The organism is Nostocoides sp. HKS02 (genome assembly GCF_009707485.1).
GTDB lineage: Bacteria > Actinomycetota > Actinomycetes > Actinomycetales > Dermatophilaceae > Pedococcus.
Genome location: NZ_CP046121.1, coordinates 2,560,070 through 2,572,827, shown reverse-complemented (window position 1 = coordinate 2,572,827; position 12,758 = coordinate 2,560,070). Strand labels below are relative to the sequence as shown.

The 12,758-nt window shown below is 71.1% G+C and carries 11 protein-coding genes, 1 tRNA gene and 1 pseudogene; 8 read left to right on the top strand and 5 right to left on the bottom strand.

Features of this window, described 5'->3' with window-relative positions; genetic code table 11:
• Nucleotides 1-3: 3 nt before the first annotated feature.
• Nucleotides 4-411 (bottom strand): hypothetical protein, encoded by a 408-nt coding sequence (locus GKE56_RS12385; protein ID WP_154684803.1) that lies wholly within the window; start codon nt 409-411, stop codon nt 4-6.
• 205 nt (nt 412-616) lie between these two features.
• On the opposite strand from GKE56_RS12385, the pseudogene GKE56_RS18310 reads away from it, so the two are divergent.
• The 3 genes and pseudogenes from GKE56_RS18310 to GKE56_RS12375 form a co-directional block, all read left to right on the top strand.
• Nucleotides 617-2,395: pseudogene (locus GKE56_RS18310) on the top strand (BTAD domain-containing putative transcriptional regulator); the annotation flags it as partial.
• Between the two features lie 889 nt (nt 2,396-3,284).
• Nucleotides 3,285-4,850, top strand: a complete 1,566-nt coding sequence (locus GKE56_RS17545) for a WD40 repeat domain-containing protein (protein WP_230208939.1) — start codon at nt 3,285-3,287, stop codon at nt 4,848-4,850.
• A gap of 96 nt (nt 4,851-4,946) precedes the next feature.
• A complete protein-coding gene (locus GKE56_RS12375) occupies nt 4,947-5,522 on the top strand; it encodes a hypothetical protein (protein ID WP_154684801.1) in 576 nt (191 codons plus the stop codon).
• 138 nt (nt 5,523-5,660) lie between these two features.
• Here the strand turns inward: GKE56_RS12375 and GKE56_RS12370 are convergent, their stop codons facing one another.
• From GKE56_RS12370 to GKE56_RS12360, 3 genes are all read right to left on the bottom strand, one after another.
• On the bottom strand, nt 5,661-6,188 hold the full coding sequence (locus GKE56_RS12370; RefSeq protein WP_230208938.1) for an ABC transporter substrate-binding protein: 528 nt from the start codon (nt 6,186-6,188) through the stop codon (nt 5,661-5,663).
• Nucleotides 6,189-6,415: 227 nt separating this feature from the next.
• Nucleotides 6,416-7,030: a DinB family protein gene (locus tag GKE56_RS12365; RefSeq protein ID WP_230209328.1), complete on the bottom strand. Its 615-nt coding sequence runs from the start codon at nt 7,028-7,030 to the stop codon at nt 6,416-6,418.
• Nucleotides 7,031-7,233: 203 nt separating this feature from the next.
• A tRNA-Gly gene (locus GKE56_RS12360) sits at nt 7,234-7,304 on the bottom strand.
• Between the two features lie 93 nt (nt 7,305-7,397).
• Between GKE56_RS12360 and dcd the strand changes: the two genes are divergently transcribed.
• The gene (gene dcd / locus GKE56_RS12355) at nt 7,398-7,973 is read left to right on the top strand and encodes a dCTP deaminase (protein WP_154684799.1); all 576 of its coding nucleotides are present in this window, start codon (nt 7,398-7,400) and stop codon (nt 7,971-7,973) included.
• An 89-nt stretch (nt 7,974-8,062) separates the two neighbouring features.
• Nucleotides 8,063-8,686: a S9 family peptidase gene (locus tag GKE56_RS16935; protein WP_195908108.1), complete on the top strand. Its 624-nt coding sequence runs from the start codon at nt 8,063-8,065 to the stop codon at nt 8,684-8,686.
• Here the strand turns inward: GKE56_RS16935 and GKE56_RS12345 are convergent.
• Nucleotides 8,683-10,140: an aromatic amino acid ammonia-lyase gene (locus tag GKE56_RS12345; RefSeq protein WP_195908107.1), complete on the bottom strand. Its 1,458-nt coding sequence runs from the start codon at nt 10,138-10,140 to the stop codon at nt 8,683-8,685. The two genes, GKE56_RS16935 and GKE56_RS12345, sit on opposite strands and share 4 nt — an antisense overlap.
• A 74-nt stretch (nt 10,141-10,214) precedes the next feature.
• On the opposite strand from GKE56_RS12345, the gene GKE56_RS12340 reads away from it, so the two are divergent.
• From GKE56_RS12340 to GKE56_RS12330, 3 genes are read left to right on the top strand one after another with little or no spacing between them, the layout of a single operon-like run.
• A complete protein-coding gene (locus tag GKE56_RS12340) occupies nt 10,215-11,333 on the top strand; it encodes an ABC transporter ATP-binding protein (protein ID WP_154684797.1) in 1,119 nt (372 codons plus the stop codon).
• On the top strand, nt 11,330-11,977 hold the full coding sequence (locus GKE56_RS12335; RefSeq protein ID WP_154684796.1) for an ABC transporter permease: 648 nt from the start codon (nt 11,330-11,332) through the stop codon (nt 11,975-11,977). Before GKE56_RS12340 ends, GKE56_RS12335 begins: the two co-directional genes overlap by 4 nt.
• Nucleotides 11,974-12,750, top strand: a complete 777-nt coding sequence (locus GKE56_RS12330) for an ABC transporter permease (RefSeq protein WP_154684795.1) — start codon at nt 11,974-11,976, stop codon at nt 12,748-12,750. Before GKE56_RS12335 ends, GKE56_RS12330 begins: the two co-directional genes overlap by 4 nt.
• Nucleotides 12,751-12,758 lie beyond the last annotated feature (8 nt).

Genomic DNA, 12,758 nt, shown 5'->3' with positions numbered 1-12,758 from the left:
GACTCACCTCAGCAGTTCGTGTTCGAGCTGGCGCACCCACGCCGGCTTCACCGGGGTGGCGGTCGGGGTGGCAGCGTTCGGCGTGGCACAGGTGGTGATGGCCGGCAGCGTGAGGGGTGCCTTGGCACCGGCGCCGCCCAGCTCGCCTTCATGGTCGTTGCAGCGGACGACCTGGCCGCCGATCCGGCCAACGGACACTGGCACGACCCTCGCCGGGATCGGGCGCTCGGCCGCACCCTTGTCGGGGCGGGCCGACGCAGAGATCGCCGGTGCCGCAGCGAGGGCCAGACCTGTCAGGAGGGCCGCCGCGGAGAGGGTCGTGCTGCGCCAGGTGCGGTCCAGTCGGGGTCGCCGAGCGGCGCCGTAGGCGCGGACGTCGGCACGAGTGTCGGTAGCGTCGATGTGGTCCATGAGGGGCTCCTTCGGTTCTGGCGGCGGCCGCCGCGGCCGCCGTGCCTCCAGTTCCGGGGCACCCGGTATCGGGGTGGCTGCACAGCGGTATCGCGCGGGTATCGCGCCTGCGCTCAGGTGATTCGCCTGTGCCGTCCTCCGGCGGACGCTGGACCCGTGGGTATGGTGCGGGCAGCGTGTGGATGCGCTGGCGCGCCTACGCTTCATGGCTGATCACGCCGACTCGGGGCCGCGCCACAGTGGCGACATGGAGGTCGCTGTTCTGGGCCCTGTGGAGGTCAACGGCGGGTCAGGCGGGCTGACGCACCGCGATCGCGTGGTCCTCGCCGCGCTGGTGGCGCAGTTCGGGCGCTCCGTGACGAGGGATGCCTTGGTCGACGCCCTGTGGGGCGACTCGGTGCCAGACTCGGCCACCAAGGTCGTCCAGGGGTGCGTCGTCAGGCTTCGCAAGGTCCTGGGCCAGGCTGCGATCGAGACCACGGCCACGGGTTACGCGCTGCGGGTCCACGCCGACTCCATAGACACTCAACGGTTCGGGCGCCTCGTGACGCAGGCGCGGGTCCGGCTCGCCGACGGCGAGCCGGACCGGACGGCATACCTGGTCGACCAGGCCCTCGCGCTCTGGCGGGGTCCACCACTGGCGGAGCTCGAGGACTGGCCCACCGGACGGGTGGAGAGCGCGCGGCTCGTGGAGCAGCGCCTCGACGCTGAGGACCTGCAGGTGGAGGCCGCCCTGCAGCTGGGGCGGCACCGGGAGATCTTGGGTCAGGCGATGACTCGGGCCGAGGAGGCGCCCTTGCGGGAACGCCGCTGGGCGCTCCTCGCGCTCGCTCAGTACCGGACCGGCCGCCAGAGCGACGCGCTGCTCACGGTACGGCGGGCCAAGGCGATGCTCGTCAACGAGCTCGGCCTCGACCCGAGTCCCGAGCTCGTCGCGCTCGAGGTTGCCATCCTGAACCAGGACCCGGCGCTGGACAACGTCGCGGCGTCACCGGAAGGCAGCCCGGTGTGTCCCTACCCCGGACTGTTGCCGTTCGGGGTCGAGGACGGCGCCACCTTCTTCGGCCGGGAGGCCGATGTCGCGGCCTGCCTCGACCGGCTCGACGCCAGGCAGGTGTTGGCGGTGGTGGGCCCATCCGGGTGTGGCAAATCGTCGGTGGTCCGCGCTGGTGTCGCCGCCGCACTGCACCGCGACGGTCGTCGGGTGCTCGTGATCACCCCTGGCGCGCGACCGCTGGAGTCCCTTGCCGGCGTGGAGGCTGCGTCCGGGCGGACCCTGGTGGTGGACCAGTGCGAGGAGGGGCTCGCCGAGGAGGTCGATCCCGACGAGCGGGCGCGCTGGGTGGACGCGCTCGTCGAGCAAGGGACGCACGGGAACCTCGTGATCGCCCTGCGGTCCGACCGGGTGGGGGCACTGGCCGCCTACCCGAGGTTGGCGCGTCTGGTCGAACATGGCCTGTACCTGTTGGGGGGAATGAGTGAGCCAGACCTGCGTGCCGCGATCGAAGGTCCCGCCGACCAGTCCGGCCTGCGCCTCGAACCCGGGCTTGCCGACCTGCTCGTGCGGGAGGTCCGCGGCGAGCCGGGGGCGCTGCCGCTGCTGTCCCACGTGCTGCGCCAGACCTGGCTGCGCCGTGAGGGAGCGACCCTGACCGTCGCTGGGTACCGCGCCTCCGGTGGCGTCCGCGAGGCCGTGGCGCAGTCGGCCGATGGGCTCTACGAGCACCTCGAGCCGGCGCAACGGCTGGCCCTGCGCGACCTGATGCTGCGTCTGGTCGCCGTCGCCCCGGACGGGGAACCCATGCGCTCACGTATGCGGCGCAGCCTGGTCGCCGACGATCCGACGAGGGCCGCCCTGGTGGAGCAGCTCGTGGCGGCCCGGCTCGTCTCGACCGACGACCAGTCGGTGGAGATCGCCCACGAGGCGCTGGCCCGGGAATGGCCACGGCTGCGCGCGTGGCTCGACGAGGACGTGGAGGGTCAACGGATCCTGCGCCACCTGGCGGTGTCCGCCGAAACCTGGGACGCCATGGGCCGCCCCGACAGCGAGCTGTACCGCGGAGTCCGCCTCGGGCGTGCGCTGGAGTGGCGCGCGGCAAACGAGCCGCTGCTGTCGTCGGGCGAGACAGCGTTCCTCGAGGCCTCGCAGCAGGCCGCGGCAGCCGAACGGGAGGCCGAGGCGGCACAGATGCGCCGGGAACAGCGGACGAACCGCCGGCTTCGGGTCCTGCTGGCCATCGCGGCGGGGTTCGGCGTTCTGGCGGCGGGACTGGGTGTGGCCGCGACGAGCTCTGCGCGCCGCGCCGAGGCCCAGGCGCTGGCTGCCGACGCGCGACGGGTGGGTGCCGAGGCGCTGACGGCGCCACGCCCGGATACCTCGCTGCTGCTGGCTGCGGCCGGCATGGTCCTGGAACACAACTCTGACTCGGCCAAGAGCAACCTCGCGGCGGCGCTCGACCGGTCGCCGTCGCTGGTTCACGTGGTCAGGACACCCCCGGTCGGGTCCGTTGCGGTCGACCCGACGACTGGTCGGGTCGCGTTGTCGCTCAGCGGGGGCGGGGTCAACCTGTACGACGGCCGCACGCTTCGGCTGGTCGCGCGCACGAAGGACGGGGGTGGGTTTGCTACGACGTACAGTCCCGACGGTCGCCTCCTCGTGGCGTCCGACGTCCCTCACGACTATCTGCTGGCCCCTGACCCGCAGCCGATTCACCTCTTCGACCAGACGGGATCGCCGTCGCCGGTGCAGCTGGGCGGCATACCCCCGCGGTTTCGCTCGTTCTGGTCGGTGGCGTTCAGCGCCGACGGCCAACGGCTCGCTGCTCCCCCTCTTCGGGACCACCGCCGGACAGATCTACCTGACCGTGTGGAGCGTGGCCCACCTGCAGTCGCCCGCCGCCGTCGTCAGGCCCGACAACGCGCACATGACGGCCGTCGCGCTCAGCTCCGACGGGCGAACGCTGTACACCAACGGCGACTACTACCTGCGCGTCTTCGACGTCGGCACCGGGAAGCTCCGCACCAGGCGCACCGGCCCCCAGCTCGGCCTGGAGCCGCTGCCCTACCACGACCAGGCGTGGACCCCGCAGGTTGTCCTCAGCCCGGACGGGAAGACCCTCGCGGTGTGCGCGGAGACCGAGATCGCGCTGCTCGACCCGGTCACCCTCAAGACCCGCGCCCGGCTCGAGGCGACCGCGAGGATCACGAGCATCGCATTCTCCGCCGACAGCAAGCGGCTCGCCATCGCCGATGGCGGGGTGGCTGTCTGGGACCTCGTCGGCAAGCGCCCGATCCATGTCTTCCCCTCTCCCGACAGCGACGCTCCCAGACCAACGCAGGTGTTTCGAGCCCAGGCTTGGGGCGGGCAGATGGCCGCCCTGAGCCCCGACGGGAACACCGTCTACGCAGCGAGCCAGGAGGGTGGCCTGCTCGCCTGGGACCTCACCGGCACTCGGGGGTTCGTCGCCGCCCGGCCCGGTCCTGCCCTCACCAACGACGCGCTCGCCGTCCGGGTCTCCGCCGATGGCCGCAAGGTCGCCTACCTGGCGAACATCTTGGTCCGCGTGGACGTCCGCGACGTCGGCACGGGACGGATCGTGGAGGGTCAGTACCCGGACGGCGTCGGCGTCCAGGGCGGGTACCTCACGTGGCGGCCCGACGGTCGGGCCGTGCTGGGCGTGAGCGGGTACTCCACCATCGAGGTCAGGGACCCACGCACTGGCGCCCTGGTCCAGCGCCGCGACTTCAATGACGGGGTGACCGCAGCGGAGTACACGCCCGACGGGCGGCTCGTGATCGGGACCGACCGGGGTCATGTGCAAGTCACGGACGCGAGCTCGCTGCTCATGCGCGTGGATCCTGTGGCGTCGGTCATCGACGGCCCCGTCCAGAGCCTGGCTCTCGACCCCGCCGAGCATGCTGTGGCCGTCGAGGGAACCACCCAGCGAGTGCTCGTCGACTACCTCACCGGGCGCCGCCTGAGGTCGCTGCCCCACCTGACCTTCTTCGCCCCGGACGGGAGCACGAGCGCCGTCGTCGACGACACCGGCGCGGTGGGGTTCCAGACAGACCAGGGCACGCGATGGATCGCCCCGCCGGACCCGTCCCACGCCTACGGCGATCGCCTCTCGGCGTACTCCCACGACAGCACCTGGTTCGCGAGCAGCCACAACCACCAGGTCGGGCTGTGGAACGCGCGTACGGGCACCTTCGTAGGGAGCCTGCCCGTCAGTGGTCAGGTCGCTGTCGGATTCACCAGCGACGACTCCACCTTGGTGGTCGCCGGCATCGACGGCAGCGTCGAGACGTGGAACCTCCGACCAGAGGCCTGGATCCGGGCCGCCTGCGAGATTGCGGGCCGCGACCTCACCGCCCAGGAGTGGTCGACGGTGCTTCCGCAACGCAGCCAGGAGCACGTATGCCGCGGCGCCGGGTCATGACCGAGCGGCGTCGATACCGAGGTGATACCGGCGACCGTCGTACTCGATAACCGGCCGGCCACCCCCGGCCGCCAACCCGGCCGCCAACCCGGCTCCATGCCTGAGAGGAACCACCATGACGAGCACGCCCAGCTCCACAGGCACCTCGCCCAGCACCATCCGACGCACGGCCCTCGTCGTGGTCTCCGCCGTGACCGCCATCGCGTTGCCAGCGACGGCCGCCAGCGCGCGCGGGAGCGGCTGGCAACCGGTTACCGGGCTCCCCGACGGCGCCACGGTCTCCTGCGGAGCGACCCCCTGACCCTGACGTTCCCCGAGAACAAGGAGTTCTTCCGCACCACGCCAGGCGACGGTCTCGTGGTGGACCACGTCGACCAGTTCACCGGCTCGCTGTCCGTGCGCTTCACCACCGCCTCGGGGCGATCGGTCACCTTGAGTGCCGGCGGTCCGGGCAGGGTGATCACCTACACGAGCGGCGACGTCGAGACCCACAGCGAGGGCTGGTACAACTACGCCTTCCCGGACCCCCGGCAGGCCGCGGAACTCGGTGTGCCGCAGATCTTTTCCACGACTGGGCTGATCGACTACATCACGCACCCAGACCAGTCGATCACGCCGGTGACGGTGCCCCACCACGTCATCGACATCTGCGCGGAGCTCGGCCTGGGGTGAGCTCGGCCTGGGGTGAACTCGGCCTGGGGTGAGCTCGGCCCCGAACCCCACGTTGGCCGCAACAGCGGTTTAACCCGGGGCCGGCGTCATGAGGGCGCCCGGATGTGCCGGACGCCCTCACGCTGTTCGGGTGGTGTTTTAGAGGCCTAACCGGGTCAGCAGCTGGTTCAGCAGGGCGCTGATTCCGGTCAGCGGACCACCGTTGTCGAGCAGGTGGGCGACCGCACACAGCAGGTTGCCGAGCAGCTGGCCCGGCCCGGGCTGGGCAGTGATGTTCAGGACGACCTGGTTCAGGTCGATGACCAGGCCGAGCACGTCAAGGTGCAACGGGCCGAGGTTCAGACTGAGCACATTGCACACCGCGGTTGGGGTAATGGGCACCGCGAAGTTCAGCGCGCCGCCGGGCAACGCGGCACTGGTGAGGGTGCCGGTCAGCTGGAGGGCACCGTTGACCACCGAGGTGCTCAGGTTGCTCAGCGTGCCTGAGAAGGGCAGCCCGTTCAGAGTTCCGGTCACCGGCACGGTCGTCGCGGCGGGTAGTGCGGCGGCGGCGGGGTGGGCAGCCGCGGGTGCCGCGTTGGCCATGCTGGCGGCCGGAACAAGGCCGACCGCGCCGGCGAGCAGTAACGTCATGGTGGAACTGATCAGTCGCTTCGAAAGATGCATTCCCGACTCCTTTGTTGGGTGGGGGCGAAGAAGCCCCACGTATGCCCCTACCCACGCCGCCGTACCTGAACCTACGTAATTTGCATGAGTGTCGACCGTGCGCGTGAGCCGTGCTGGGCTGGCGCCGATCTGGTGCGGGCGGGGACACGCGTTGAGCGCGACGATTGCCGCTGGCGGACCGCGCAACCCCGACAGGGTTGGGCCTCGACCGCGGTGCGCGCTCGTCGCTAGTGAGCGCGGTGCGCGTAGAGGTCGCGGAGCAGCGCGATCTCGGCTCCGTGGTGCAGGACCTCATGGTTCTGCCACCACACCATCGACGGGAACGTCTCCTCGGCGTCGCTGCCGTACGGGTAGCTGCTCAGCCCGGGCCGGTCATAGTCGGACTCGTCGACACTGAGAATTGCCCGGCGCCAGTCGGCTGCGGCGTCGCGGAACCTCTCGATGGCGCCGGGTGCATCTGGCCGTGGTTCGTACGTCGCTCGGTCGAACGTTCGGTCGCCCCCGAGGTGGCTGGCCCGGCCCAACAGCGTCTCGGAGAGGTGGTCGAGCCGCCAGGCGATCGTCGTGAGCGGCGGTGGCCACGGGCTTTCTGGGGCGCCGTCTCGGCCCCACTCGCCCGCGCCGATGAGCTTGATGGCGCCCGGACCGGGCCCATCGGCACGCCTTCGCACCGACCAGCACGCGTCGACCGGCTCCCAGAGATACTCGGCATCCGTCAACACCGGTACCTCGACGGCGCTGTCGTCACCCGAGTTGTAGGTAGGCCCGGCGAGGCGAGCGAGAAGTCGCTCCGTCGCCCAGTCGTACTGCTCGAGCAATGGCGCGAGGCGCTGGTTGATCATCACGACGCGGAGCCTAGGCGCAAGGGGATGCCGGTCGCGTCGCGCATTGCCGGTCCGCGTGCGGCCGCTGGCGCCTCGATGCTCCGCAGATGAGCGGGACGCCTGGCAAGGCAAGGCTAAGACGGGCCGTCCGGGCGGTCATCGTGGCCGACAGGGGCCCAGACCGGAGAGAAACAGCTCTGATCTGGGCCGTTGTGCTGCGGAGCCGGTGACGAGAATCGAACTCGCGTGTCCAGCTTGGGAAGCTGGCGCTCTACCATTGAGCTACACCGGCGAACACCGCCCAGCGGCGGTGCGGCAGGAGTCTAACCGAACCTGCGGGTGGGACTCACCGCCCCCGGCATACCGCTCGGGTTAGTCTCTCTGCGTGCTGCTCAGCGATCGCGACATCAAGGCCGAAATCGACGCCGGTCGAGTGATCCTCGACCCGTGGGACCCCGAGATGGTCCAGCCGTCGAGCATCGACGTGCGACTCGACCGCTACTTCAGGCTGTTCGACAACCACAAGTACCCCTACATCGACCCCGCCGAGGACCAGCCCGACCTCACCCGGCTGGTCGAGGTCGACCAGGGGGAGCCGTTCGTGCTGCACCCGGGCGAGTTCGTGCTCGGATCCATCTACGAGACCGTCACGCTCCCCGACGACGTGGCCGCCCGGGTCGAGGGCAAGTCGAGCCTGGGCCGGCTCGGCCTGCTCACCCATGCGACGGCCGGGTTCGTGGACCCCGGGTTCACCGGGCACGTCACCCTCGAGCTCAGCAACGTCGCCACCCTGCCGATCAAGCTCTGGCCGGGCATGAAGATCGGGCAGCTCTGCTTCTTCCGCCTGTCCTCGCCCGTCGAGAACCCTTACGGCAGCACGAAGTACGGCTCCCACTACCAAGGCCAGCGCGGGCCCACCGCCAGCCGCTCGTTCAAGAACTTCCACACCACCCAGCTCTGACGCGGGGCGGCGGGGACGGCCCCGGCCAATCCACCCGCCTCGCCGTCGCGAACACCACACGACCGCCCCGTCCCGACCTCAGGAGATCCGTGGGAGCCGCCCGTCTGCTCTGGCCCACTGAGGTCGAGGACCCGCGCGCCATTGTGCTGATCCTCCACGGCGGCAAGGCGCGCAGCCAGCAGGCCGTGCGTCCGTGGCAGGCGGCGGTGTGGCGGATGGCGCCGTTCGCCCGCTCCGTCACCCAGGCGGGCAGCGGCGCGGTGGGGGTGGCCTCGCTCCGGTATGCCGTGCGCGGCTGGAACGCCGCCGCCGCCAGTCCCGTCGGCGATGCCGAGCTCGCCATCGAGCAGATCGCGGCGCGGTACCCCGGCGTGCCGATCGGGCTGCTCGGGCACTCCATGGGGGGCCGCGTCGCGCTGCACCTGGGCGGCGACGAGCGGGTCCGGGCGATCGCGGCCCTCGCGCCGTGGGTCGAGGGACGGGACCCCGCCCGGTGGCACCCGGGGCTGCACGTGCTGGTCATGCACGGCACCCGCGACCGGATGACCTCACCGAAGCAGTCCCGCGCGATGGCCGAGCTCATGACCAGCCAGGGTGCCGACGTCACCTACGTCTCGGTCCAGGGTGAGGGCCACGCCATGCTGCGCCAGGCCGACCGCTGGCACGAGGAGTCTGCGGCCTTCCTCGTGCGGCACCTGCTCACGCCCGGCTAGCGACCCTCCGGGGTCGACACGGCATAGCGCTCGACGATCCGCTCGGCCACCTCGAGCTCGGGGGACAGGTCGCGGTCCTGGGTGTCCGACGGAAGCGCCCCGCACCGGGCCAACGCCTCGCCCAGCTCCCCCACCGGTGTCACCCCGCGCATGCGCAGCGCGCGCACGGTGCAGACCAGCTCGACGGCGAGCATCCGGCGGTAGGCCACGGTCGCCTCCCCGAGCCGCAGGGCGGCCTGGCCGGCGAAGCTCGCGTCATCCTCGATTCCCGCGGACACGCCGGCGGTCTGCACGCTGGACGGAGTCGACGCGACGCTGCGGATCGTCGAAAGTGCCGACGCCGCAACGTATTCCGCGATCAGTACCCCCGAGGACCCCGGCGTGGCGTCGGACAGGAAGCGCGGCAGGCCGCTGTCGGCGTCGGTCAGCGTGTGGCTGATCCGCGACTGCACGGCCTGCGCCGACCGCGTGAGCGCCAGCAGCGCCGTGTCCACCGCGAGCACGAGGTATGCCGCGTGGAATCCGCCATGATGCGTCGCCGTGGGGCCGTTGTCACCCGAGCCGAAAAGGGGATTCTCCGAAGCGGTGTTGGCGGTGGCCTCGACCACGGCCTTGAGGTCGGTCACGGTGTCGAGGACCGGGCCGTGCACCTGCGGCCACGTGCGCAGCCCGAAGAAGTCCTGGATGTGCGCCGGCTCGCCGGGCTGGTCGGCAAGCAGCTCACGCAGGACGCGGGCCACCTCCTGAGCCCCGCGGAAGGGGGTTGCCGCCGCGGCGGTCTCGCTCACAGCTTCTGGATTGCCTTGCAGCGCAACGAAACTGAGCCCGCACACCGTATCAGCGGCTCGTGCCAGCGCGTGCAGCGACGCGGCGTGCAGGCCCGTCTCCGCGATCGCGAACGCGTTGGACGACATCAGCGGGAGCGCGTCAGCCGAGGTGAGCAGCAGGTCTGACCTCGCCCCGCCGCCAGCGCGCGCACGCTCGCCGATCAGGGTCAGCCCGACCTCGGCGAGCGCGGTCAGGTCACCGGTGCCCAGCGAGCCGTACCGGTGGACGACGGGCAGGTCCTCCACAGGTCCGCTGGCGAGGTCGGCCAGGGCCTGCGCCACCTGCGGGCTCGCACCCGACCCGCCGGCCAGCAGCTGGTTGGCCCGCACGGCCAGCGCCGCGCGCACGACCCGCGACGGAATGGCGTCGCCCCAGCCAGCGGCATGGGAACGGAGCAGGCGGAGCCCGTGGTCGACGGTCGAGTCGGTGCTCTCGTCACGAGCGGCACCCACGCCGGTGGTCCGCCCGTAGACCGGCCGCAGGGCGCTGACCTCGGCCGCACTGCGGTGCGACTCGACCGCGCGGGCGAGCGCAGTCGGGTCGATGGTCAGCGGTGTGCCTTCGGCAGCCAGGGCGAGGCCGTCAAGGTCGAGGCTGGCTCCGTCGAGCGTCAGTGGGTCGCGCACCGGCCCAGTATCGGCCCTGAAACCCCGCCACCGGGCCGACCCACCCGTCAGCCCGCTGGGTTAGGTTGTGGCTCATGATCGCGTTCGACAGTGTGACCAAGCGATACCCCGATGGCACGGTCGCCGTCGACAAGCTCAGCTTCGAGGCTCCCAGCGGCAAGATCACGGTGCTCGTCGGGCCCTCGGGCTGTGGCAAGACGACCAGCCTGCGGATGATCAACCGGATGATCAAGGCGACCTCCGGCACCATCAGCCTGGACGGCCGTGACACAGCCCGGATGAAGGAGTCCGAGCTGCGTCGCGGCATCGGCTACGTCATCCAGCACGCCGGCCTCTTCCCCCACCGCACCGTGCTCGACAACGTCGGCACCGTGCCCCGCCTCATGGGCTGGGACAAGAAGAAGACCGAGGCCCGCTCGATGGAGCTGCTCGAGCGTGTGGGCCTCGACACGGCGTTCGCCAAGCGCTACCCGGCTCAGCTGTCGGGCGGCCAGCAGCAGCGGGTCGGGGTTGCCCGGGCGCTCGCGGCCGACCCGCCGGTCATGCTCATGGACGAGCCGTTCAGTGCCGTGGACCCGGTCGTGCGCGAGCAGCTGCAGGACGAGTTCCTCCGGCTGCAGGGCGACCTGGGCAAGACGATCATCTTCGTCACCCACGACATCGACGAGGCGATCAAGCTGGGCGACCGGGTCGCCGTGCTGCGGGTGGGCGGCCGGCTCGCCCAGCTGGCCGACCCGGCATACCTGCTCGCGCACCCGGTCGACGACTTCGTGGCCGACTTCGTCGGACGTGACCGTGGCTACCGCGCGCTGTCCTTCCAGCCCACCCCCCGGCTGCCGCTCGCAGCCGAACGCACCATCGGTCTGGGTGAGCGCACCGACGGCCTCGTCGGCGACTGGGTCCTGGTGGTCGACGACCACAACCACCCGCTCGGCTGGATCGAGCCCAGCCGGGTGTCCGGCGAGGTCCACCCCGAGGTCTTGCACCGCGGCGGCACCGTCGCCCGCGCGAGCGGACCCTTGCGAGGCGCGCTCGACGCCGCGCTGTCGAGCCCCAGTCGTCGCGGCGTGATCGTCGACGACTCCGGCGCGCTGGTCGGCACCGTCCGCGCCCACGAGGTGCTCACCGCGATCGAGCAAGCCGACCGGCCGGCGCTCGACGACCCCCACGCACCAGGGGCGCCGGCGTCATGAGCTGGTTCCTCGACCACCTCGACGACGTGACGACCCGCACCGGTCAGCACGTCTACCTCGCCGGGATCCCGCTGGTCCTCGGCCTGCTGATCGCCCTGCCACTTGGCTGGCTCGCGCGCCGCAACAAGGCCTTCTACGCACCGATCACGGCGGGCTTCGGCCTGCTCTACACGATCCCGAGCCTGGCGCTGTTCGTGCTGCTGCCCCCGATCATCCACCGCCAGATCCTCGACCCGGTCAACGTGCTCGTCGCGATGACCCTCTACACCGTGGCGCTGCTCGTGCGCACCGTGGCTGACGGCCTCGGGGCCGTGCCCGACCACGTCCAGCAGGCGGCGACCGCGATGGGGTACGGCCGCGTCAAGCGGTTCTTCGCCGTCGAGCTGCCGCTCGCCGTCCCGGTGATCTCCGCCGGCCTGCGCGTCGCCGCGGTGAGCAACGTGAGCATCGTCAGCGTCGCCGCGATCATCGGCATCCCCCAGCTCGGGCTGTTCTTCACCGACGGCTTCAACCGAGACTTCTACGACCCGATCGTGGTCGGCATCATCGCCTGCGTCGTGCTCGCGCTGGCCTTCGACGTCGTCATCATCGTGCTCACCCGGCTCTTCACACCGTGGCTGCGGGCGACCGGAGGCCGGGCATGATCGCCAACATCCTGTCCTGGCTGGCCGACCCCGCCCACTGGTCCGGCGACGACGGCATACCCCACCGGCTCTGGGAGCACCTCTGGTACTCCGCGCTCGCCCTGGGCATCGCCGCCGTCATCGCGATCCCGATCGGCCTGGCCATCGGCCACACCGGCCGCGGACGCTTCTTCGTCGTCAACCTCGCGGGTGCCGCCCGCGCCATCCCCAGCTTGGGCCTGCTCTACCTCATGGTGCTCTGGCTCTTCCCCCAGCTCTCGGGCGACTCCGCGTTCCTCGTGCCGAGCGAGATCGTGCTGGTCGTGCTCGCCATCCCGCCCATGATGAGCGGGGCGTATGCCGGCGTCGACGAGGTCGACCCCGCGGCTCGCGACGCCGCCAAGGGCATGGGCATGACCGGCCTGGAGGTCCTGCGCAAGGTCGAGGTGCCGTGCGCCCTGCCCCTGGTGTTCTCGGGGGTTCGCTCGGGCGCGCTGCAGGTGGTGGCCACGACGACCATCGCTGCCGTCGCGGGTCTGGGCGGTCTGGGCCGGTTCCTCATCGACGGTCAGAAGGTGCGCGACTTCCCCCAGATGGCCTCCGGCGCGGTGCTCGTGGCCCTGCTGGCGCTGGCCGTCGACCTGGTCCTCGCCCTGGCGCAGCGGTACGCCGTGTCGCCGGGTCTCAGTGGGCGAATGACACGCGGCGGGAATACCCCCAATGATGTAGAGATTGACACGAGGACACGTACCGTGGACACCGGTCGGCTGACCCAGAAGCCGGCAGAACAGTAGGGAGACGC